16 protein-coding genes are annotated in these 23,529 nt (G+C 56.6%); 6 read left to right on the forward strand and 10 right to left on the reverse strand.

Annotated features, from left to right (window positions below):
• Positions 1-27: 27 nt before the first annotated feature.
• From metX to WG934_RS02370, 5 genes are all read right to left on the reverse strand, one after another.
• Positions 28-1,149, reverse strand: a complete 1,122-nt coding sequence (gene metX, locus WG934_RS02350) for a homoserine O-acetyltransferase MetX (protein WP_339977173.1) — start codon at positions 1,147-1,149, stop codon at positions 28-30.
• Between the two features lie 20 nt (positions 1,150-1,169).
• On the reverse strand, positions 1,170-2,486 hold the full coding sequence (locus WG934_RS02355; RefSeq protein WP_339977175.1) for an O-acetylhomoserine/O-acetylserine sulfhydrylase: 1,317 nt from the start codon (positions 2,484-2,486) through the stop codon (positions 1,170-1,172).
• Between the two features lie 150 nt (positions 2,487-2,636).
• Entirely contained in the window at positions 2,637-3,956 is a 1,320-nt protein-coding gene (locus WG934_RS02360; protein WP_339988537.1) for an O-acetylhomoserine/O-acetylserine sulfhydrylase, read from the reverse strand.
• Between the two features lie 442 nt (positions 3,957-4,398).
• Positions 4,399-6,621, reverse strand: coding sequence for an NADP-dependent isocitrate dehydrogenase (locus tag WG934_RS02365; RefSeq protein ID WP_339988539.1), 2,223 nt, complete (start codon positions 6,619-6,621; stop codon positions 4,399-4,401).
• 408 nt (positions 6,622-7,029) lie between these two features.
• Complete coding sequence (locus tag WG934_RS02370) at positions 7,030-8,574, reverse strand: hypothetical protein (protein ID WP_339988540.1); 1,545 nt, start codon at positions 8,572-8,574, stop codon at positions 7,030-7,032.
• Positions 8,575-8,867: 293 nt separating this feature from the next.
• Here WG934_RS02370 and WG934_RS02375 point away from each other — a divergent pair, with 293 nt between their 5' ends.
• Together WG934_RS02375 and WG934_RS02380 are read left to right on the forward strand one after the other, a co-directional pair.
• Positions 8,868-10,148 (forward strand): MFS transporter, encoded by a 1,281-nt coding sequence (locus WG934_RS02375; protein ID WP_339988541.1) that lies wholly within the window; start codon positions 8,868-8,870, stop codon positions 10,146-10,148.
• A gap of 15 nt (positions 10,149-10,163) precedes the next feature.
• Positions 10,164-11,111, forward strand: coding sequence for an exodeoxyribonuclease III (locus tag WG934_RS02380; protein ID WP_339977185.1), 948 nt, complete (start codon positions 10,164-10,166; stop codon positions 11,109-11,111).
• On the opposite strand, the gene WG934_RS02385 is transcribed toward WG934_RS02380, so the two are convergent.
• On the reverse strand, positions 11,092-13,857 hold the full coding sequence (locus WG934_RS02385; RefSeq protein ID WP_339988543.1) for a DUF6541 family protein: 2,766 nt from the start codon (positions 13,855-13,857) through the stop codon (positions 11,092-11,094). The two genes, WG934_RS02380 and WG934_RS02385, sit on opposite strands and share 20 nt — an antisense overlap.
• Before the next feature lie 103 nt (positions 13,858-13,960).
• Positions 13,961-14,884: an N-acetylmuramoyl-L-alanine amidase gene (locus tag WG934_RS02390; RefSeq protein ID WP_339988545.1), complete on the reverse strand. Its 924-nt coding sequence runs from the start codon at positions 14,882-14,884 to the stop codon at positions 13,961-13,963.
• Positions 14,885-15,081: 197 nt separating this feature from the next.
• Here WG934_RS02390 and WG934_RS02395 point away from each other — a divergent pair, with 197 nt between their 5' ends.
• The 3 genes from WG934_RS02395 (at position 15,082) to WG934_RS02405 (ending at position 17,903) form a co-directional block, all read left to right on the forward strand.
• Positions 15,082-15,690 carry a hypothetical protein gene (locus WG934_RS02395; RefSeq protein WP_339977191.1) on the forward strand — a complete coding sequence of 203 codons (609 nt, stop codon included), beginning with the start codon at positions 15,082-15,084 and terminating at the stop codon, positions 15,688-15,690.
• Between the two features lie 85 nt (positions 15,691-15,775).
• Entirely contained in the window at positions 15,776-16,855 is a 1,080-nt protein-coding gene (trpS, locus tag WG934_RS02400) for a tryptophan--tRNA ligase (RefSeq protein ID WP_445228198.1), read from the forward strand.
• Between the two features lie 22 nt (positions 16,856-16,877).
• Complete coding sequence (locus WG934_RS02405; protein ID WP_339988548.1) at positions 16,878-17,903, forward strand: YhjD/YihY/BrkB family envelope integrity protein; 1,026 nt, start codon at positions 16,878-16,880, stop codon at positions 17,901-17,903.
• A 12-nt stretch (positions 17,904-17,915) separates the two neighbouring features.
• Here WG934_RS02405 and WG934_RS02410 read toward each other — a convergent pair whose 3' ends face one another.
• Positions 17,916-19,358, reverse strand: coding sequence for a D-alanyl-D-alanine carboxypeptidase family protein (locus WG934_RS02410; RefSeq protein WP_339988549.1), 1,443 nt, complete (start codon positions 19,356-19,358; stop codon positions 17,916-17,918).
• A 234-nt stretch (positions 19,359-19,592) separates the two neighbouring features.
• Between WG934_RS02410 and WG934_RS02415 the strand changes: the two genes are divergently transcribed.
• Positions 19,593-20,750 carry an adenosine deaminase gene (locus tag WG934_RS02415; protein ID WP_339977199.1) on the forward strand — a complete coding sequence of 386 codons (1,158 nt, stop codon included), beginning with the start codon at positions 19,593-19,595 and terminating at the stop codon, positions 20,748-20,750.
• Between the two features lie 124 nt (positions 20,751-20,874).
• Here WG934_RS02415 and WG934_RS02420 read toward each other — a convergent pair whose 3' ends face one another.
• Positions 20,875-22,122: a hypothetical protein gene (locus WG934_RS02420; RefSeq protein WP_339988550.1), complete on the reverse strand. Its 1,248-nt coding sequence runs from the start codon at positions 22,120-22,122 to the stop codon at positions 20,875-20,877.
• A gap of 140 nt (positions 22,123-22,262) precedes the next feature.
• Entirely contained in the window at positions 22,263-23,381 is a 1,119-nt protein-coding gene (locus tag WG934_RS02425; protein ID WP_339988551.1) for a C40 family peptidase, read from the reverse strand.
• Between the last annotated feature and the right edge of the window lie 148 nt (positions 23,382-23,529).

Genomic DNA, 23,529 nt, shown 5'->3' on the forward strand with positions numbered 1-23,529 from the left:
CCGCACCCAGCCACTAATTCCGCAACCCTAGTTTCTAGTGACCTCAGCGTCGAGGAAACCACGCACGATCTTCTCTACGCGCTCGAATTCCGTCAGGAAACCATCGTGCCCCGTATCAGATTCGATCTTCTCTAGACCCATGCAATTGCCCAAGTTGCGGGCGAGGTGCTCCTGCTGGTGGAACGGGTAGAGAATGTCCGTGTTCACGCCTGCAACCAGCGTTGGCACTACTGACGATGCCAATGCATCGTTCATACCCCCACGACCGCGGCCGATGTCATGTCGATTCAGGGTGTCAGTAAGAATGACATACGAGCCAGCGTCGAAACGCGCTGCCAGCTTCTCCGCTTGATGATCCAAGTAGCTCTCAATCTGAAAACGATCATCCGTCCGGTACGGCCCCAGAGGGTTCTCGCCGGGCTGGGCTGCAGCCCCAAAACGGTCATCCATTTCAAGCTCACCACGATACGTCAAGTGCGCTACTCGTCGCGCAAAGCCAAGGCCACGGTCCGGGGACTCTCCAGTTTCGTAGTAGTCGCCACCGTGCCAATTCGGGTCAGACTCGATGAATTGAATCTGTGCCGACTGAATTCCAATCTGCCACGCACTTGCCCGCGCACTTACACACAGCGGCAACGCACGGCCAACTGCCTCCGGGTACATCAGCGACCACTCCAGCGTGCGCGCACCACCCAGGGAACCGCCAATCACGGCGTATACCGAGTCGATTCCGAGCGCTTCCAACGCAAGCTTTTCGACGGTCACCGTGTCGCGCACAGAAATCGCAGGGAAGCGGGAGCCCCATGGCTTTCCGTCAGGATGCGGTGACGACGGACCGGTGGTGCCTCGGCAGCCACCGATGACATTCGTGCAGATAATGCAGTATTTGTCAGTGTCGAGCGCACGGCCGGAGCCGATCATTCCGTTCCACCATCCAGGTGTGGGGTGGCTGTCGCCCATAGGTCCTGATGCATGAGCGTCGCCAGTCAAGGCGTGCTCGAGAAGGATGACGTTGGATCGATCTGCGTTCAGTCGTCCCCAACGTTCAAAGCACACCGTGACATCGGCGATCGTCGCACCAGCTTCGGTGGTGACGTCACCGATCTTGACGTACCCAGGCTGGCCTTCGGCAGGAAATGGAGCGTTCATCGCGTATAAGACTACTTGGTCTATTGCAGTGCAGCGAAACCTTGCTCAAGATCGGCGATAATATCCTCCACGTCTTCAATGCCAACCGACAGGCGGATGGTCGAAGGCAGGACGCCTGCCGCTGAATTCTGCTCGGGCGTGCACTGCGAGTGCGTAGTCGTAGCAGGGTGAACGACGAGGGAACGAACATCGCCGATATTGGCGACATTGGAGTGCAGCTTCAGCGCATCAATGAACTTCCATGCCTCGTCTGCGCCACCATCAACATCGAAGGTCATGACTCCGCCTGCGCCCGGAATGTTGAGTTTTTGCAAGGTCTCATTCCACGGCGAGGACTCCAGGCCAGCGTACGTAACCTTCTTCACCTGCGGATGCGATTCCAGGAACTCTGCAACCTTCTGCGCATTTTCATTGTGCTGGCGCATACGAAGGCTCAGAGTATCCAGACCCTGAGCTACGAGCCATGCGTTGAACGGGCTTGGGGCAGCACCGGTGTCACGGAGTACACCAACACGCAGCTTCAAAATATATGCAGGATCGCCGAGGTCAGCGTACTTCAGGCCGTGGTACGCAGGGTCTGGAGTAACGAACTCATGGAAGACAGCTTCGCCGTCACGTTCCTGCGTCCAGTCGAACTTGCCACCGTCAACAACAATGCCGCCGAGAGCGGAGCCATTACCGGTGTAGAACTTGGTAGTGGATGCGATCACGATGTCTGCGCCCAAATCGAGTGGACGAACTGCCCAGGCTGTTGGGATTGTGTTATCGACAATCAATGGAACGCAGTTGCGGTGTGCAACTTCTGCGACGGCTGGAATATCCAGCACATCACACTGAGGGTTAGCAATCGACTCTGCGAAGAATGCCCGAGTATTTGGCTTCACCGCTGCCTGCCACGACTCTGGGTCGTCGGGGTTGTCCACGTAGGTGAACTCAATGCCCATGCGAGCCAAAGTCACGGAGAACAAGGTGTCCGTTCCACCATACAAACGTGGTGACGTGACGACGTGGTCGCCAGCCTTTGCCAGGTTCATGATCGCCGCCATCTCAGCAGCCATGCCGGATGCGAACATGACAGCACCAATGCCACCTTCAAGGGCTGCGAAGCGCTCTTCCACGGCGGTTACGGTCGGATTGTTCAGGCGAGTGTAGATGAATCCAGACTCTGACAGGTTGAAACGATTTGCGGCGGACTCAGCGCCATCAAAGACGAATGCCGTCGTCATGTGGATTGGCAAATTACGGGAACCAAAGTCAGAATCCACAGGCTGTCCTGCGTGGATCTGGCGAGTGGCGAAACCCCAGTTAGCTGCGTTGGAATTGTCGTAACGGCTCACAGTGCATCCTCATTCTCGTGCTGTCCCAGGATGAGCGAAGAGCTTCCATCCCATAAAAGACGTCTGCCGACCACAGTAGTACCTGTGATCGACTCAACGGAGAGAAGGTTCGGTTTGGCTGCTGAAACCGTACAGCGGTGGACGAGGAAGCTAGACCGCGTCGAACGCGGCGGTGAGGTCCGCGATGATGTCATCGGCCTTTTCGATACCCACAGCAAGGCGGACTGTCGCTTGTGAAATGCCCGCGCGGGTCAGGCCGTGCTCATCCGACTGAGAGTGTGTGGTGGTAGCTGGATGAATAACGAGGGAACGAACATCACCAATGTTGGCGACGTTAGAGTGCAGCTTCAGCGCATCAATGAATGCCCACGCTTCGTCACGACCGGCGTCGGCAAGATCGAAACTGATCACGGCGCCTGCGCCAGCCAACCCCAGCTTCTCCTTTGTTGCGTGCCATGGGGAAGACGGCAGTCCCGCGTAGTTCACCTTCGCGACGCGATCATGCGATTCCAAGAACTCCGCTACCTTTTGTGCGTTTTCGTTATGGCGCTCGATTCGCAAAGCCAACGTGTCCAGGCCCTGAGCCAAAACCCATGCGTTGAACGGCGCAGGAGCGGCACCAGTGTCACGCAGGATGCCCGCTCGCGCACGAAGCGCGAAAGCAGGCGTTCCAAGGTCAGCGAAACGAAGTCCGTGGTAGGCATCATCTGGCTCTGTGAAGTTCACGTGAATGTCCTTGCCGTTGCGCTGCTGCGTCCAGTCGAACGAGCCACCATCGACAATGACACCGCCCAACGCTGAGCCATTTCCGGTCAAATACTTCGTTGTCGACGACACCACCACATCCGCACCCAGCTCCAGAGGGCGCAACAGAACTGGCGTTGCGACGGTGTTGTCCACAATCAACGGCACACTATTGCGATGTGCTACCTCGGCAATCGTCGGAACGTCGAGGATGTCTGCCTGGGGATTGGCAATGGACTCGGCGTAGAAGCCCACAGTGTTGTCTTGGACCGCTGCCTGCCACGATTCGGGGTCATCTGGATTGTCGACGAAGGTCGTCGTAATGCCGAGGCGAGGAAGCGTGACTTTGAAAAGCGTCTCCGTGCCACCGTACAAACGTGGAGAAGCCACGATGTGATCGCCGGCGCGAGCCAAAGATAGCAGCGCTGCTGTTTCAGCCGCCTGGCCAGAAGCGAACAGCACTGCTGCAACTCCGCCTTCAAGGTTGGCGAGGCGCTGCTCGACGGCGTCGACAGTTGGGTTGGTAAGTCGAGAGTAAATCGGACCGGCATCCGAAAGGTTGAAGCGGTTAGCAGCGTGCTCTGCGCTGTCGAACACGTAGGACGACGTGTTGTAAATGGGCAAATTGCGCGCGCTGGTCTGCGCGTCAGGGGAGAAACCCGCGTGGATGGCGCGGGTGTCGATGCCCCAGTTGTCGGTGTTGGAGTTGTCGTACTTGGTGCTCATGGAATTTGTTCCTTGCAAAGTGTGAATGGTCAGTGCTCGATGAAGGATCATCGAGTTCGTCTTTAGTTAATCCGGATTCTCTTAGTGAATGCCGGTGAGAAGAACATTAATGAACCAAGCTGTCTATTGCAAGCGGTGCTTGAAGTGGCTGGTCGAAGGGTTTTATGCTGGGGGATTGCGGCAGGGTGGATTCCGTAACAGTCCAAGCGGTATGTGGTGTGTGGCTTCTGACGGCTGGGCAGGCTTCACCCGCGACTTATGACCGAGTTGGCAACATTCTGGGCCGAAAAACCAGCTGAAATGTTGCTGCCAAGGTCATAAGTGGACGAATGAGGGCATGGCACTGAAGCAAAAGAAAAAACCGCTGTGACCCACATGGGGTCACAGCGGCAATGCCAGCAAAAGCTACAAAGCTTTTATGGCGACTATCGCGTGCGAGTGCTTACTTGCGCAGGGCGTCGATGATCTCGTTGAACTCTGCGGAAGGACGCATCACTGCGGAGGTCTTCTCGTTGTCTGGGAGGAAGTAGCCACCCAGGTCTGCAGGGGAGCCCTGGCACTCGATGAGTGCAGCTGCGATGGACTCTTCCTTCTCTGCCAGTGCCTTAGCAACTGGGGCGAAGGTTTCCTTCAGCTCAGCGTTGTCGTCCTGTGCTGCCAGTTCCTGTGCCCAGTACAGAGCCAGGTAGAAGTGGGAACCGCGGTTGTCGATCTCGCCAGCCTTACGGGATGGGGACTTGCCCTCATCCAGCAGGGTAGCGGTAGCGCGGTCCAGTGCAGCAGCGATGACATCTGCGCGTGGGTCGTCGTCGTGAGCAGCTGCGTAGCGCAGGGACTCTGCCAGTGCCAGGAATTCGCCCAGGGAATCCCAGCGGAGGTGGTTCTCTTCGAGAACCTGCTCGACGTGCTTAGGTGCGGAACCACCAGCGCCGGTCTCGAAGAGGCCGCCACCTGCCATCAAAGGAACCACGGACAGCATCTTTGCAGAGGTGCCCAGCTCCATGATTGGGAACAGGTCGGTCAGGAAGTCACGCAGGACGTTGCCGGTCACCGAAATGGTGTTCTTGCCCTCGCGGATACGGTCCACGGACAGCTGGGTAGCGGCCACTGGATCCATGATGCGGATGTCGAGGCCCTCGGTGTCGTGGTCCTTCAGGTATTCCTCAACCTTGGCGATCAGGTTCGCATCGTGGGCACGAGCTGGGTCGAGCCAGAACACTGCTGGGTCGCCGGTTGCGCGTGCGCGGTTCACAGCGAGCTTTACCCAGTCGCGGATTGGTGCATCCTTGGTCTGGCAGGAGCGCCAGATGTCGCCCTCTGCAACGTGGTGCTCGATGAGGACGTCGCCCTTGGAGTTGACGACCTGCATGACACCATCAGTTGGGATCTGGAAAGTCTTGTCGTGGGAGCCGTACTCCTCGGCCTTCTGAGCCATCAAGCCAACGTTTGGTACAGAGCCCATGGTTGCTGGGTCGTATGCGCCGTTTTCACGGCAGTCGTCGATGACCGTCTGGTAAACGCCTGCGTAGGAGGAGTCTGGAATAACAGCCAGAGTGTCTGCTTCTTCGCCGGATGGGCCCCAGCCCTTGCCGCCATTGCGGATCATTGCTGGCATCGAAGCGTCAATGATGACGTCGGAAGGAACGTGCAGGTTGGTGATGCCCTTGTCGGAGTTCACCATGTACAGCGCTGGGCCTTCGGCGAGATCCTTGTCGAAAGCAGCCTTGATTTCTGCTGCAACGGCCTCGTCGAGTTCATTCAAACCGTCCAGGATTGCACCCAGACCATTGTCGGGAGTCAGGTTCGCATCAGCCAGAGTCTGCTCGAACTTAGGGTAAACCGATGGGAAGAATGCCTTGATGACTTCACCGAAGATCAGTGGGTCAGAGACCTTCATCATGGTTGCCTTCATGTGCACGGAGAACAGGATGTTCTCGCGCTTCGCGCGGTGGATCTGTGCGCGCAGGAAGTTCGACAGAATGTGGACGTTAATGCCGGTGCCGTCGATGACCTCGCCCTTCAGGACTGGCATGTCCTTCTTCAGGATGATCTCTTCACCAGCGTTGTCAATGAGGCGGTAGGTCAGGGAGTCGTCTGCCTCCATAACAACCGACTTCTCGTTGTGGCGGAAGTCGTTGGAAGACATGGTTGCGACGTTGGTCTTGGAGTCCTTCGACCATTCGCCCATGCGGTGTGGGTGCTTGCGAGCGAAGTTCTTCACTGGCTCTGGAGCACGGCGGTCGGAGTTGCCCTCACGCAGAACTGGGTTCACAGCGGAACCCTTGACCTTGTCGAACTTGGCGCGGTCAGCCTTCTCCTCGTCGGTTTCAGGCTGTGCGACGTAGTCAGGGATGTCGTAGCCCTTTTCCTGCAGCTCGGCGATTGCGCGCTCGATCTGTGGAACAGAAGCGGAGATGTTAGGAAGCTTGATGATGTTCGCATCAGGCTGCTTCACCATTTCACCCAGTGCAGACAGCTCGTCTGGGATCTGCTGCTCTTCGGTCAGACGCTCAGGGAACTGGGAGAGGATACGGCCAGCGAGCGAGATGTCGCGGGTCTCCACATTGATTCCAGCCTGGCTGGCAAACGCTTCGACGATTGGCTTCAGCGAGTAGGTCGCGAGAAGTGGTGCTTCGTCGGTGCGAGTCCAAATGATTGTCGCCATAGTAGGTAAAACTCCTAATTTCTGCAGGATCTTCGGCAAAATCTCAAAACTGTTGGCTTCCACGATAACCCAAATTGCGGAACAGGCTCGCACAGTGTTAACCCCAAACGAACAACCGTCATTAACTCCGCCACTAAAGTGTGTCCAGGGTCACTCGCGGTGGCCTGCAAAAACAGTGATCTAGCTCAATAGATGAATGTATAAACCTAGATTGACTTGCCCTTACTTTTGGGCGAAAAATCCACTATTTTTCGCTTTGCGACGGCCCACTTGAAGCTTCGTGCTTCGTAGCTACTGTCGGCGTTGAAAAGCAGTGCCGTCACGAGAAATTGCCTAGCCCAAGAAATGACAAAAGACGGGGTATAAACCCCGTCTTTTAGCGTGGTAGCAGGTCAGGCGATCGCGAAACTACTGTCCAAATCCCTGGGAGGAGTTTTTCTGCTGATCCTGCGGGTTCTGGAAGAACTGGCTTGGATCCTGCTGCTGCATCTGCTGTTGTGGCTGCTGGGCCTGTGGGGTAGCAGAGCCAAACTGCTGTGGTGCGACGTTGGCTGGTGCTGGCTGCTGAGAAGGTTCCTTCATCTTGCCCTTGAACCACTGCTGAGTGTCTGGCATGAAACCGAGTGCGACCACTGCGCCGAAGACAAGGACACCCACGATGGCTACCGCGATGTCGAAACCTTCATCAACAAAGATGGCCAAACCGAGGTGCGCCAAAGAAATAACGGCCAGCGCGCCGAAAGTAGCACCGAAAGGAATCGCATACGTTGCATCGCGACCGCGCAGTACTCGCCCCACCCAGTTCATGCAGATAACAATGACGAGCAATGACATCGTCAATGACACTGGCATGGTGGCTGCGGTCAAGACGTCGTCAAAGCCGCTGAAATCCAAGCTGGACGAGCTGCTGGAGCTGCCGTCGTCCAGGAGGAAGCTTCGCACCATGTTGAGCAGCAGATTGATAGCAGATACCGCGCTGATGCCGGTGAGCAAACCTGCGAGGACCTTCGGGATCATCGGCAGGCGATCGATGAGCTCTTTGTAACCAGGGTTGTCAGAAAGCTCTGGGACATCGATGTAATTTGCTGCTGGCTTTGGAGCCGATGCCGCTTGCATCTGCTGTGCTGGGGCCTGCTGGCTCTGCATCTGCTGATTCTGCATCTGCGATGCCATTGGCTGGTTAAACTGCGACTGCTCCCGGTCAACCTGGTTGTGCATCGGCTGGCTCTGCGACGAAGAGAACGCAGGAGACCCTGTCGACGCGGACGGCATGCTCGACGCGGACGGCATGCTCGACGCGGACGGCATGTTCGAGGACGATGGCATGTTCGGGGATGCAGACATGGACGAATCAGCCGAATGCTTTGATGTTCCCGCGAGACCAGCAGCACCAGCGACTCCGGCGACACCAGCTGCGCCCGCCATTCCTACAGCGTTGGCAGCGCCAGGGCCGAAGCTCGCGGTCTTTTCGGAGTCCTTGTCGTCTGATGGGGCGGAACCCGAGGACGCGGAATCAGAAACTGAGGGAACAACCTGGGTAGGGGACTCGTTGGCGGAGTCACCCTTCTTTGTGCTGTTCATAACGGTCGTCGAGTCGTCGTCAGGCGAAGACAGCGGAGTCGTCGACTGAGAGTCTGGGACCGAAGGGGTTGCGCCAGGTGTCGGACTCACGTGATTATCACCGAAAGAACCAGTCTGGGCCAACGTACGAAGGCTCGAAATAGTCATATCTGGAGCCGAGTCATCTGCAAGACGGGAGTCGTACTTTTCCCGATTCATTGGGTTCGCCAGAATTGCCATCGCGGCAAGCTGCTCCTGCACGCGGGCATCTTGCTCAGGTACGCCCTGCGAGTGCAGCTGGGTAAGGCGAGAATTCAGCTCCTGGCCGATCTCCTGAGACGTCATGGTCTTGGAAAGATTGAGGTGACTGTAAAAGTCGTAATGATTAGTCAAAGTGAATCCCTGCTGTATTTCGAATCGCAGTAGCCGAACTCACTCCAAGAACGGTCCGACCTGCTTTTGTCTGAGAACTTACGAAGTGCAAACAATCGGAAAACTACCAGAAACCCGCTTAACTATCTCGGTTCACGACGCGGGCTTGGTCGGCGTTATGATTACACGCTTCATGGCGCAATCACTCGTCGCGTAGTGAAGATCATTGGCGCGCCCCACGAGGAACCGCCAGAATTACCTCACTAAGGCATCCCAAGTACATCTGATCTGTACAGCTAGGAGTCATTTTCTTTATGACAACACGACCGGTCACATCCGGAGACAAGAACACGGATAAGCGGTTTAGTCGGAAACCACTGCCACGTCAGGACGACATCACCAACCTGCGGAGGAACTTGGTCATCATTGCCTTGTCCGTAGGCGCGTTTGGTATTGGTGTCACGGAATTCGTAGCCATGGGGCTGCTTCCATATATTGCGGACGATTTCGGGCGGAGCGAAGCGCAGTCAGGAGCTGTGATCTCGATGTACGCACTCGGCGTTGTCGTTGGCGCACCTCTTATTACGGTGCTGACCGGTTCTGTCCCGCGGCGCCGCATGCTGCTGATCCTGATGACAGCCTTCACTATTGGTAACGCAGCGACTGTATGGGCCGGCTCACTCGGATCTTTCGGTGCAGTCATGGTGTCGCGGTTCGTTGCGGGCTTTCCCCACGGTGCGTATTTCTCGGTTGCAGCGTTAGTCGCCGCATCACTAGCGCCTCCAGGTAAGCGAGGACGAGCCGTAGCAATGTCCGGGATGGGGCTGTCCGTTGCGACGGTCGCTGGTGTACCTGCAGCCCAGGCGCTGGGGCATCAGTTCGGTTGGCGGGCGGCATTCCTCATGGTTGCGATCATCGGTGTCGCCGCCTTGCTGAGTTTATGGTTCGTGGTTCCGCACATGAATCGCATGCCCAAGACAAGACCCATCGAGGAGCTTGGTGCACTCGCGACTCCACAGGTGTGGTTCACCGTGGCGATGGGCACCATCGGTTTCGGCGGCATGTTTTGCGTATACACCTACATCACGTGGACCATGACAGAGGTAGCCGGATTCCCTGAGAATCTCATTTGGATTGTGCTCATGGCATACGGCATCGGGATGATCATTGGCACCTACGCTGGTGGCTGGGTCGCAGACCGCGTCGGCGAGTGGGGCATTGTCTGGACTTTTGTCGCAATGATCATTGCTCTCGTGTCCTTCTATTTCACCTCTCAGAATTCACTTGCTGCGATCATTAACTTCGGTGTCATCGGTTTCCTTGGTTCCGTCCTCGTACCGAATCTCCAAACTCGTCTGATGGATGTTGCCGGTCGCGCCCAAACTCTTGCTGCTGCGCTCAACCAAGCCGCACTCAATATGGCCAATGCTGGTGGCGCCGCACTGGGTGGTGCTCTCATTGCTGCTGGTCTTGGCTACCGCGCGCCGGCATTGGGAGGTGCAGTGCTCGCACTCGCCGCAATTTTGGTCACCATTCCTGCAATCGCTTTACGACGACGTTCTGATAGGGCACAAACCACGCTCAATGCCCACTAAGTACGCTGGGCAACTATGACCTTTACGATTGCCACTCTTAACGTCAACGGGATCCGCGCAGCTGTGAAAGAACGCAGTGAAACCAATCTCGGCATGATCCCGTGGTTGCGGGACACTTCAGCAGATGTCGTTCTTGTGCAGGAAGTTCGCGCGACAGATGTGCAAGCAACGGCAGCACTTGCTCCTGCCATCGACGATGGATGGCACTGGGTCGGTGCTGAGAACGAGCACTTTAAGGGACGCGCAGGTGTCGGCATTCTTTCCCGAGTGCCGTTGAGCGATGTCCAGGTTGGATTCAACTCTGACGAGTTTGGTGGTTCAGGTCGGTACATTTCGGCGACGGTGTCAGCTGCCGACTCCGGACTTGGCGACGACCTTCGAGTAGCAAGTTTGTACCTTCCAAGCGGATCGTCGAAAAGCGAAAAGCAGGACGAGAAGTACCGCTTCCTCGATGCGTTCGGTCCATACCTGGAGGAGCGCGGACGCGCCGGTGGGCTCGCGGTTGTGGGCGGCGACTGGAATATTTGTCACCGCGAACAAGACCTGAAGAACTGGAAGACGAATCGCACCAAGAGTGGCTTCCTGCCACAGGAGCGTGCGTGGATGGACTCGGTGTTTGGGTGTTGGCCAGATTCGGAACCACAGAGCACACATGTCAATGCGACTGATCGAGAGCGTGCTGCAGGTGCATTCACGGATGGTTCGCAGTGGATGCCACCGGCTCTGAATGAGGATCCAGTGTGGTTCGATGTTATGCGTCGTCTGCATCCAGAGGCCGATGGTCCATGGTCATGGTGGACCTACCGTGGCAAGGCGTTCGATACCGACGCTGGGTGGCGCATCGACTACCAGGCAGCTACGAAGCCGATGCTTGATCGAGCAATCAGCGCACGGGTAGAGAAGCCAGCAGCCTACGATCTGCGCTGGACTGACCACGCACCTGTCATCGTCGAGTACCAGTAGTCGCTGGCGCTGAATTCCGGGGCGCTGTAGTCCGGGGTGCAGCAGCTGGGGCAGTAGATGCTGGTGACCTAACTGCAGGCATCGCGAGGAGTTCAGGGTTTTGGCGCAGCGCCGAGGCAATGCCGTCAGCGATGCCCTTCGCATAGCTGGTGCGGGTCCACTGATCAGAGAGATCGTCGGTCGATCCGGTGGATACGTCTGCAACAACTGGACGTGCATTACCTGCAGCGGACACTTCCCTTGGGTACAGCCCACTAATGAGGTCTGATGGTGCACCGTCTTCCTCGAAAGTGGAAGCGGGACCCAGATTGTGGAAAGTAAGTGCATCGCGCAGGCTTGCGGCTAATTGCCACGTTGGTCGGACACTGTCGATGGTATGAAATGGCACGTCTGTATTAGCCAATATGCCGTGGCCAGTGGGGTAGTGCCCTGAAACGGCGAAACCGCTCGATGGCTTTCCATGCACATCACGGCCAATAGTGACGGTGAGTGCAGCCCCTTGTAGCTGAGCTGACTGCGCGGACTGTGCATTGACAACGCGAGCACCTCGTTTCGTTATCAGGGCCGAAGCGTCCTTCTGAAGTCGAGCCAGCTGCTTGTCGACATCTGCAGTACCCGTCTTTCGCACAACTAACGCGACAGTAGCGTCCCGAAGTGGGTCTTTAAGCTCAGTCGGCGGGGCGACGATCGGCTGGCGTGGTGGTACCCATACTGGGTTCGGCGCGCCGGGCGGATGCGGAGATGACTCCTTGATGGCTTCGAGCTGGGTATCAGTGAAACGCGACGTGACAGCGTAAACCGTGGCCGACGTGTTTTGATACACCGGAGTCAACCCGTGCGACCACGTCGCCCAAGAATGAAGCGCTAACAGATTGGAATTTCCCCGCACATCTGGTGGCGCAACGAAGACGTACCGAACATTTAACTTCTGCAGCGCTACATCGACAGGGTTATCCGCATCGGGATTTCCAGGCACACCTCCACCAGCCAAGTCCACATTGTGCAGTGCCTTCTTTGAGTACACCGCCTTGTCTTCCGGCCAGCTGAAATGACGGAACAAGCTTGGCAAACCATGAGTCGCGTACATCAAGCCGGACCCATCGTGCAGATTGTGCAAAATGAGGCCCTCAAACGCATGAGGTTGCTGTGCTAACCAGTCCAGCGCTTCAACATCTGACGGAGGCAACAATTCATCGCCGTCACTGCGTTGCACTGCCTCTCGGTAAAACGCCTCGCTACCCCAGGTGGTCGGTACCAAAGCGAGCGTAGCAACCGTACCGATAGCGAGAACGCCCACAAGCTTGCGTTTCTCTGACGTTGCCGGTGCTGGGGTCTCATCTACTCCACGCAGCTTTTCGACGACCAGTCCCGCTCTACGAACCAGCGCCGCAACAGCAACACCCAATGCCAGCAGACGCAGAATATCCATTGGTGCCTGCAATCGGTATGCCATGTCGTAGTAGAACGAGCCAACGAAACGTATCCATTCGCCCAGCGGATCGGAGTAACGGACCTGCGCATTGTCCGCGATAAACCACATGACGAGAAACGCAATAGTTGGCCATGGAGTCCACGGTCGTCGTCGAAAAGCAAACACCAATAAGCCCAGAATCACCAGAACCAGCAGAATCCAGTTGGTTGGAATTTCGGTGGTGTGAGTGTTAGTTCCGGTGAGCGCCCACCACATGGACTTGCCACGGGAAATATCTGCCTGTCCAGTAAATCCGGCGACTTCTTCGCCGAGGCCAAACGCGGACACCAAGATGGGCAGGATCAGACCTGCCGTCGCGAGACCAGTCAGAGCTAGGCGAAGCGCGGAGCCGAAGCGAGGTCGGCACAGCCACCACAGCGCAGCAAATAATGCCACGGTAATGCCCGAGGCAGGGTGAGTGAGCATCACACCGATAATGGCCAGCACAGCCAGAACGCTGTGGCCACGAATAAGCAACGCAGTAGTTGAGGCGATCGCCGTCACTGACAGTAGGTACGGCATGGATGACGTGGCTAGGAGGGAAACCCACAGCTGCGGGATAGCAAGGGATGCGATAGTTGCTGCGGGAGCTGCGATGATAGCCCATGCGCGGCCAGCGACGACCGTCGTAAGGTAAGCGACGCCAGCGGGTAGAATCACAGCCGGTGCGACAACCGCGAACATATTGGCCTGCGTGAAAACATCACCAGGAAGCAATGATGCCACGGCATGCCAAGCAGAAGGATAGAAGTCAGGATTCTTCGTCTCCTGATGCATGAGCTCGCCCGCTCGCGTTGGCGACGCGATGCCGGTGTCCGATATGAAACGCAAGAAGTTGTAGTGCCAGTGCATATCCCAGGCTTCTCGCAGAGTTCCCGGACCATCGCTGAGACCTGCAATCCCGCTCAGACCACGGCCAATTCCGATAGCTGTGGTGGCGGTGACAATCGTGGCAAGGAGAATGCGAAACGGGCGATCAGCAATACGTTGAGCGCGAGATTGCGGTTCTTTCTCAGACCTCAAACGATTGGTGATCGGCACATAGCGGGCGAGCAGGAAGGCTACGGCAACAGCGAAAATGGTGGCGGCGATCGCAGTCCACCAGTTGAATGGCAGCTCCAATTCTCCGCAGAGCCAGGCTGCGTAACCGAAAATGCCGATGCTAACGACCGGGGCAGCAGCGATTGACGACTCGGCACGGACTCCTGACGCCAGCCCAACAATCAGGCCGGGGAGCAGAAGTGCGACAATAGCGACGGTAGCGACGAGAACCACGCGAGACACACCATTTCTAGCTCGGAAACGTTATCCGAATAGTACGACTCAGAAGCAGAGTTGCAGTGTCTAACGCGCAGGTCTCAGTTGCCCAACTAGATTTCTAGCTACCTAGCGATGCAGCAACACCTTTGACAATGGCATCGGCAAACGTTGCCTGACCATCTGGGGACTGCAATAGAGCGATATCTTCCGAGTCCCGCATATTGCCAAATTCGATGAGCACCTTCGGCTTCGTCGACAAGTTCAGCCCAGTGAGGTCCGCACGGTAGTCGATGCCGTTTTGCCCCAAATAGTTGGAAGGGGTGAGGGAAGCAGCGACAAAAGCATCGCGCAGAGCTGTGGCCAGGGACTCGGATTTGTCAGCTTGATTGCCCGGCAGTGGATCAGCCACGGTGATGATGTGGAAACCGCGATTACCTTCGCCGGCACCATCTGCATGCAAGCTCAACACCACGTCAGCGTTCGACGCATTCTCTTTCTCCGTGCGAACATCAATGCAGTCCGCTTGGCCGGTGTCATCGGGGCGGGACAACGCAACAGTTGCGCCTGCTGCTTCTAGTTTCTTCCGCAGAACTTGAGCCATCTCCCAATTGAACGTGTGCTCGGGCCAGCCATCATTAGCGTTTGTTCCACTGACTTGGCATGGCTTCATTCCACCCCGCCCGTCCGTCACCTGCGTCATCGGAGTTTGCATCACCGCTGCATGCCCCGGATCAAGGTAAATGGTTCTACCTGAAAGATCTACGTTTCCCATGGGTGTTCGCTTCCGTTCCTGCGAGCGTGACGACGCTCCCGCCCGAGCATCAGTCGCGTCCGATGATGGTTGAGCTGCAGACGGTGTGGGCTGTGGCCCATCGTTGGATGGGGCTTTTTTCGTAATTGTGGCCTGTTCAGCAGGTTGTTGGACATCGCCTCCGGATTCGGCGACATCGCCGATCGTGCAGCCACTGAACAACATGCCAAGACTTAACAGCGATGCAACAAAGGTAATTCGAGTGATTGATGAGCTACGCTGTTTCAACATAGCCCTAGTGTACGTACAGGATGCGGGGACTTCAGTAACTCAGATGACGGTTCAGTGATACCCGGGTTCTTGTGGATAACAATTGCGGTCGTACAATGACATTTATACGGGGTAGGGCTTATCCTGGCTTCTAATTTGGCTCCAGTATCTCACTGGAAGTTTCAATTGCTGGAACGCAAACACGAAGGGGGATCGTAGTGGACGATCGCACACATGGACCCCGCTGGAATGGTCCTGTCGATGGCCCGACGGGAGACCACGATCCGCTACGGCTGCCAGATCTTGGCCGACAGGGCGTCGGTCGCAATAACTTCGACCACGCCAATCTGAGCCAGCCAGACCGTGATGCCGAGCTGGAGCGTGAGTTTCAGGCAATCACGCAGTCGTCAGTCGATTTCGACTCACTAGCGCGCAGTATTCGCGGCGAAGAGCATTCGGTGCGCGTGTGGCCGATTCTCATGTCGGGCATCATTATCGCCCTGATCGTGTTGTCCTTCATTTACCGCTGGGCACCGTGGCTGACCATTGGTCTTGTTGCTTTGCTGGGTGTCGTCGTCGCGGCTGCCTATTTCCAACGCCCGCCAGCTGCACCAGTTGAGCTCACCGCGGGGGAGCGGGATCGCGTAACTCGGGTTTTGGAAGAGCACGGCACCCGTGCTGCAGTTGCCCTTGTTCGGGCTCTGTACCCAACGGAGCCGAATGCCGCAGCTATGCGCGCTGTGCAGCAGCTGGCTGCCCGGATGAAGGCAACTCAGCATTCAGCTGAGCCTTACGACGATAGTCAGAACGGCGACAGCCAAAAATAGTGCGCGTCAAGCAAGCAAGGCGGAAACGTTAGCCCAACGGGACTTTTCTTAGCATGCAGAACTAGACTTGACAGCCATGAACGACATGCAGGATTCCGCAACGGACAACACAGCTTCAACTCCCGGTGGCAATACCGGTGTCGCAGGTACTCGTCGTCAGCGAGTTCTTTCAGGTATTCAGCCAACAGCTGACTCTTACCACCTGGGCAATTACCTTGGAGCAGTTCAACAGTGGATTGGTCTGCAGGACGATTTCGATGCGTATTACTTCATTCCGGATTTGCATGCGATTACTGTGCAGCAGGATCCAAAGGAGTTGCGCAAGCGCACCATTGCCGGTGCTGCACAGCTGATTGCCCTTGGCATTGATCCGGCTAAGTCGGTCCTGTTCGTTCAGTCGCACGTACCAGAGCACGCAGAATTGTCGTGGGTTTTGACTTGCATGACTGGCTTCGGTGAGGCATCGCGCATGACCCAGTTCAAGGACAAGTCGGCGCGTCAAGGTTCGGACCACACCTCGGCTGGTCTGTTTGCTTACCCAATGCTGATGGCTGCAGATATTCTGCTCTACCGCCCACAGCTGGTGCCGGTGGGTGAAGATCAGCGTCAGCACCTGGAACTTACTCGTAACTTGGCGCAGCGTTTCAACCAGCGCTACAAGAAGACTTTTGTTGTGCCTGAGGGCCACATTCTGGAAGGTTCTGCAAAGATCTACGACTTGCAAGAGCCAACATCCAAGATGAGTAAATCGGGTGCGAACCCGAAGGGCATTGTTAACCTTCTCGACGACCCCAAGGTGTCTGCAAAGCGCATCAAGTCCGCCGTCACTGACAACGACGGTGAGATTCGCTATGACAAGGAAAACAAGCCAGGCGTTTCTAACCTTCTGGTTATCCAGTCCTGTTTGACGGGGAATACCGTCGATGCGATCGTCGAAAAGTACCAGGTTTCTGGTGGCCGTTACGGTGATCTGAAGGCTGACACTGCAGAAGCTCTTGAGGCATTCACCACGCCACTTCGCGCGCGTTACGACGAGCTGATGTCCGACCCCGCTGAATTAGAGAACATTCTTGCGGATGGCGCGGACCGTGCTCGCGAGGTTGCATCGAAGACTTTGGCGCAGGTTTACGACCGGGTTGGATTCCTAAAAGCAGCGCGACGTTAACAACGCGAACTAAAGTGGGGTTATGTCAACTTCCACGAGACCTGATCCGAAGAAGACGGACCAATACGGAATTGAGCGAGTGTCGTCAGATGACCCTGGTCTGATCGACAAGCTCCGTGCCAAGCATGAGTGGTTTGACCACATTATGCGGATGCAGGAGCGTTACTCCGACCAAGGCGGTAATCATTTTGCCGCCGCAGTCACGTATTTTTCGGTCCTTTCGGTGTTCCCACTGTTAATGCTGGTGTTCGCAATTCTCGCGTTTGTTCTGCGCGGGAATGCAGAGTTGCTGGCGCAAGTTCAGTCGTACATTGCGGACAATCTTGATGGCCAGATGGGCGACACAATCAACAAGGTCATCGAGAATTCGATGGAGCAAGCTGGTGGCGTATTCACCATCGGTTTCTTGACCGCACTGTGGTCGGGGCTAGGTTGGATGGGCAACCTCCGCATGAGCGTCACCGCACTGTGGAAGCGCCCCATCATTGCCGAGAACTTCCTTGCCGGTAAGGGACGCGACTTGCTGCGTCTGATTGGCATGATTGTGATGATCGGCCTGACTTTCGCCGTGACCGCAGTGGGTTCCTCCGGACTGACCAAAACATTGATTGAAGCTGTTGGCCTGGGGCATGTTCCTGGCATCGGCGTATTTACTCGAATCGCTGCCATCGCCATCGGTTTGCTCGCCAACTGGCTCCTGTTCTTGTGGATGCTCGCTGAGCTGCCACGTGGCGGCGCTCCGATCAAGTCTGCTGCCAAGGGTGCCGTTATTGGTGCTGTGGGGCTGGAAATCGTGAAACAGCTCGGTTCGATGTTCTTCTCCAACGCACTGTCCAACCCAGCTGGTGCAGTCTTCGGTCCGATTATCGGTTTGATGGTGATTTTGTTCTTGTTCTGGCGCATCACCATGTACGCCACGGCGTGGACTGCTACGACGCGCGAAGCACTTGCCGACGAAGTCCACGAAGCACCACCACCAGCAGTGATTAATGTGCGTGCGGAGGCCGCTGAGCCAGGGGGAATCGCCCGGTTGCTGCGACGCCACTAGCAACAATGCCGGCTACCGGGTGCGCTTACGCCCCCGGCGACCGCCCATAGTGATCAGGCCGATAATAAGAACTACGCCAAAAGCAGCAACCACTCCCAGAGGAATACCAAAAATTTCCTTTTGGGCAGCTGCTAAGGCGTAGTTTTTTGCTTGCTCAGACTTGTTGGCGTGCTCTTGCTGGTTGCCTTGGGTAGTGTCTGTATCTCCCGCGGCAGCGTCTGGCGACATGAGGGAATTGATCAGACCGTCTTTGTCTTCGGAGTCTTCGTTTGCTGACGGAAGATCCTGCAAATTGCCGACAGAGCTGCCTGGCTTCGTCGCAAAGCCAGCTTCCAACAGGTCTGCGGACTGTTCCCAGGCGCGCTGACCCTCATGGATGTGAGAGTCCAGAATAATTGAGCCGAGGCGACGGCCATTTCGTTCTGCGACTCCCGCGAAGGTGTGGCGGGCATCGTCGGTGAAACCAGTCTTGCCACCGAGCGCACCTTCGAAGTTGGAAGCAAGTAGCTGGTTGTCGTTGGACATGGTGAATCCTTCGATCTCCAGCTCCTTGTTGCCGGGCATTTCAACTTCGCGCGTCCTGCTCAATTCTCGGTACGTGTCGTTGTTGAAGGCAGTCGCATAGAACAACGCCATGTCGAATGCGGACGTTGACTGGCCGGGAGAATCTAACCCCGTCGGGTTACCAATTCGAGTGTCTGTGGCACCGAGTTTGTTGGCGAGAGCATTGACCTTTTTGAGGGTTGCTTCCTCACCGCCGAGCAAACGGGTCAGGACCGAACCGCAGTCGTTGCCTGAGCTCATGAGCAAGCCGAGGAGGAGAGTGCGTACATCGTATTCTGTGCCCTCGACAATGCCGGCACGCGAACCTTCGATGGCAGCGTCCTCGAATGTCGCCTTTGTCTTCTGGTCTAGAGGAAGCTCTTCGATGGCGACCAACGCCAGCAGAACCTTGGCAATCGAGGCTGGGCGGTAGCGACCATGTGGATCCTTCGTCGCAATGACTTCACCGGTCTGCGTATCAAAAACAATCCACGCCGATGCGGTGGTCTTCTCTGGCGGTGTGAACCCCGCTGCAGCGATCAGACCGCAGTCGCTCATCCGCGCACCACCGGCAGGCGTCTTTGGTACTGGCAGTGGCTCTGGGCTTGGCTGTCCTGGCTTGGGGATCTCTGACGTATCCACTGCTGGCGGTGGCGTTACGCGGAAATCGCATCTGGACGTATCGCGGGTCTCTGTCGCCGGACCTTCAGGCTTTTCTTCTTCGGCAGATTTGCCTTCATCGGGTGCATCTTTGCTTGCCGACGACACTGGCGGCCGTGCCTCAACATCGGAGGGTTCACCGACAATATCGGTGGTCGTCGTCAAGTCCTGTGCTGACACAACAGGGGTGGAAGCAAGGAGCATAGCGATAGCCAGGGACGACGCCATGGGAAGTGAAGAGAAGCGATTCATGGTGAAGATAATGATAGCTGTATTAGTTAATTAACTTTGGTTCACCCGGTGTGGGAGTTTTCGCGCAGGGTCGGTGATGAGTCGGCACGATGGTGGTGGCGATTCGGCGCCCGTCAATGAAAGCTGGGTAGGGAAGCCGTGGGATTCCAGTAATGCTTAGGCGCGGCGGTCTACCACGCCTATCGACCAGCTAAATGTCGAGTATTTGGCAAGGTTCAGTTACGGTGACTGGTTATGCACAACACTCCAGACATTTGTCGTGAAGTCGTAGCGTCCCTGCCTAAGGTTCTATTGCATGAGCACCTTGATGGTGGTCTTCGTCCACAAACTGTCGTGGATCTGGCCCGGGAATGTGGCTACACGGATCTGCCGACCACTGACGCCGAAGAACTCGGTGCGTGGTTTGTCGAAGCAGGTAATGCTGGCAGCCTGCCAAAGTACTTGTCGGCTTTCGGTCATACCTGCGGTGTCATGCAGACTGCTGACGCTCTTGCCCGTGTCGCACGCGAAGCTGTGGAAGATCTCGCAGCTGACAATGTTGTCTACGCCGAACTTCGGATGGCACCAGAAAATCACCTCGAAAAGGGGCTTACCCTGCAGGAAGTCATCGACGCTGTCGTCGAAGGTCTGATTGAGGGCGAAGCTGCTGCGTATGCGGCAGGCAAAGAGATCACCGCGCGACTGATTATCTGTGCGATGCGCCAGGAGAATACATCTAAGGAAATCGCGCAGCTGACCATCGACAATCATGGTTCGAACTCTGAGCACGACTATGTCGTTGGTTTTGACATCGCTGGTCCGGAGAACGGTTTCCCACCTTCGAACCATGCTGAAGCTTTCGCTATGCTTCGCGAGAATCTGGTGCCATTCACCATCCACGCTGGCGAAGATGCCGGAGTGGACTCACTGCGTGAAGCTGTGGTGTTGGGCGCTAGCCGACTTGGCCACGGTGTCCGCACGTGTGAAGATTTCACCGCATCGATGGAAGGCATCGAACTGCAGGATGTCGCGCGTTTCATTCGTGATCAGCGCATTCTGCTGGAGATGTGCCCAACGTCCAACGTCCAGACTGGTGTCGTAGATAACATCGCAGATCATCCGTTTACTTTGCTCGATGACTACGGTTTCACGTGCACGGTCAATACGGACAACCGCCTGCTGGGCGGTATTACGATGACTGACGAAATGATGGTTTTGGTCGATACCTTCGACTACGGCTACACCGAACTCTTCGACCTCACCTGTAATGCCATCAACCATGCTTTCGCTGACCTGCCAACCCGTGAGCGCATCATGGATACTCTCATCTACCCTCCATACCTGGCACTGACGGACCAGGACGGCGACGGTGAAGTTGATCCTGACGAGACCCTCGAAGTGCACTTGCACTAGTTCTAAGTGACTCAAGGGCGTCTCTAGGGGCCGCTCAAGGCCGACGTTTTTGCGACGGTACCTCATGCGAAGAGCCAGACCTTGTGGTCTGGCTCTTTTCTTTTGGCTTTACGACGGGAGGCCGTTACAGCTTCGTCGTAAAGCGGGCGATGAGATCGGATTCGAGGCGTTCCCAGCCTGCTGCTTCCTCGGAATAAGGAGGAACGGGCTCGGACTTCTCACCGGTGTCGAGCAAGTAGTTGAGCAGCCATTGCAGTTGCTGATTGCTGGCGAGTACTTCGTTGACGGAATCATCGCCGGCCCAGTCCGCTGCGTCGGCGAGCAGATCATAGGCTCGGGAGAGCTGCTTGCGGTCAATCTTCGAGGGGCCAGCCTTAATGTCTTCAGCCAAACCAGCGAAAGAGTAGTGGTTGACTTCGTGGACGGTTGCTTCGAGTTCGCCGGCGTTTGCAGCAGTCATGATGTCGTCCCATGTGATGAGGCGAGCCAGATCATGCTCATCGTTTTCCAGGAGCCAGCGGACTAGCGTGCGAGGCTGGGAGAAGGTGTTGATCGTGCCTGCGTGCCCTAAGAAGACTGGACGGCTCCCGAGGTAGCAGCGCAGCGTGTACAACGTGCGACCGTTGATGGAAATTTTGATGGGGTCGATGCCTGCCTGGGCCCACACAGTGGAGTCGTATGGGTCGGCATTCTTGGAGGCTTCCTTCTCTGCGGCTGCAGCAGCTTCGCGAGCTTTTTCTTCTTCTTCACGCTTCTTTTTCAGCTCGGCAGCAGCGGTCGCCAGAGCGGTTTCGGAGGCAGCCACGGCATCGTCGTCAAGCTCGGGAGTGTCGACCCACAGGGAATCCAGTTCATCGAGCACATCGTTCCACTGAGACTGGATAACGCGACCGATGGAACTCCATTGAGCGTATCCAGGGCCCGTGAAGTGGTCCGCGCCGTTCTCCACGGCGGCCAATACGGAATTCGCAGCGAACATGCGATTCGTCGATTTGAGGCCACCGATATTGCCTAGGGCACGTGCCATAGCGAAAATCTTGCTGACTTCGGCAACATTTTCCTTGCTTGGGCGATCTGCCAGGACACTGGGAAGTCCAATAAAGTCGTAGCGTTCATCCGAGTCAGCGACAGCGTTTGTAGGTAACCCAGCGACGAATGAACGCCATGCTGCATGCTCGGTCAGGTCGTGCCTGGCATCGGAATCGATGAATGCGTGCAGTTCCGCAGCAGACTTAAACAGGTAAGCATCGTCGCCAGCGCCGAGAATGGCTTGCCATTCGGCATTGCCTTCACGCCAGTTCGGTGCCCACAGCGTGTGTGCGGTGCCCTCGGTCAGCTCGAGCTCAACTGCGACAATGCGCTGTCTGGCCATTGTTCCCTTCAATTCCTTAGGGGTAGTGCGAATCAGTTTATTCTCGCAGGATACCCGCAATTGTGTGCCACTTGGTGATCGGCTCACGTATCTGCGGGCCAAGTCCTACCCTGCGTGTGAGCTCTCCGAGAACCGGTGGCCTAACCCGTTGGCCGGTAAAAGCCATAGAACGCCATGCCGACGTTTTCGGTACGAATAGGATTCGTTTGCACAGGATCTCCTGCTTCCACCATCTGGCCATCTCCGATAACCATCGCCACGTGTCCTTCCCAGACAACGAGATCGCCGGGTAGAAGCTCATCCGCTTGAACTTGGCGGCCGATGGCTTGCTCCGCTGCGGTACGAGGAATCTCGACTCCTGCCTCGCCGTATGCCCAGTGGGTGAGCCCAGAGCAATCTAACCCGACACCAGGTTGATTCCCGCCCCATTGGTATGGCGTCCCTACAGCCGACAATGCGTGTTGCACCGCTGCCGCAGCTTCAGGAGTTGGCGCTCCAGCAATGTCAGCGATATCGGAGTCAGGGTGTCCGTCGGCTTCAGTGGAGTCTTCTGCGGTTTCCGCTGTGCTGTCTGCATGTGACACAGGGCTTGCCTCGGCTGCAGCTGCAGGAGTTGCTTCTGAAACGGGCGTAGATAGTTCTTCCTGAGCGACCTCGAGCTCAAGAGCCGGTGCCGGGGTAGCGGAAGCATGTTCCTGCGCTGGGGCTTCCGACGCAGCTTCCTGCGGAGGGTCTGGCACCATAACGGGATCATCGGAGGTGGCTTCCAGCGTCTCCGAGCATGTGGCAAGTTCCGATTCCAACAATCGCATCCGCGCATCAGCTTCCGCCATCGCACCAGAAGCTAGTGCAGCGATGACATGATTCAACATCGAAGGGGAAGCAGCAGTTGCCCCATCTGTTGATACACCCGCCACCGATGCCCCGACTTCACACAGAAACCGCTCTGCGATTCCTGCAAGATCACACACTGCACTAGAGATCGCAGCCTGCCCATCCGCAATCGCGCCATCGATAGTGCTGTTACGGTCAAACAATTCGGCAGCGCTTTCAGCTGTAGACATCAAACTGGATGCAGCATGATCTCCATCACCGTCTGTCCAGCTCTGCGTAACCAAATCTGCCAACTGACTCCACTCGTCTGGACTTGCCACGGCAGTTGGCACAGTTGATGAGTTCATGGAGTCAAGAACCTGAGCCAGCTCTGCAGGAACCCATTGCGCTAGTTTCTCCGGCACACGGCTAACCACATCGAGCATCGGTTACCCCTCCATCCGAGCTGGAAGGCAAGCTTCGATTGTGCTTAGTGCCCGCTGCGTTTCATTTTCCGCATTTCCTACCGCCCGCCCGGTCCACGCTAGAGCTTCACTTGTCGCGAGCGCATAGGCTCCAAGCTTGTCGACGGCT

This window comes from Corynebacterium sp. H78, from assembly GCF_037572275.1.
In the GTDB taxonomy this organism is placed as follows: domain Bacteria; phylum Actinomycetota; class Actinomycetes; order Mycobacteriales; family Mycobacteriaceae; genus Corynebacterium.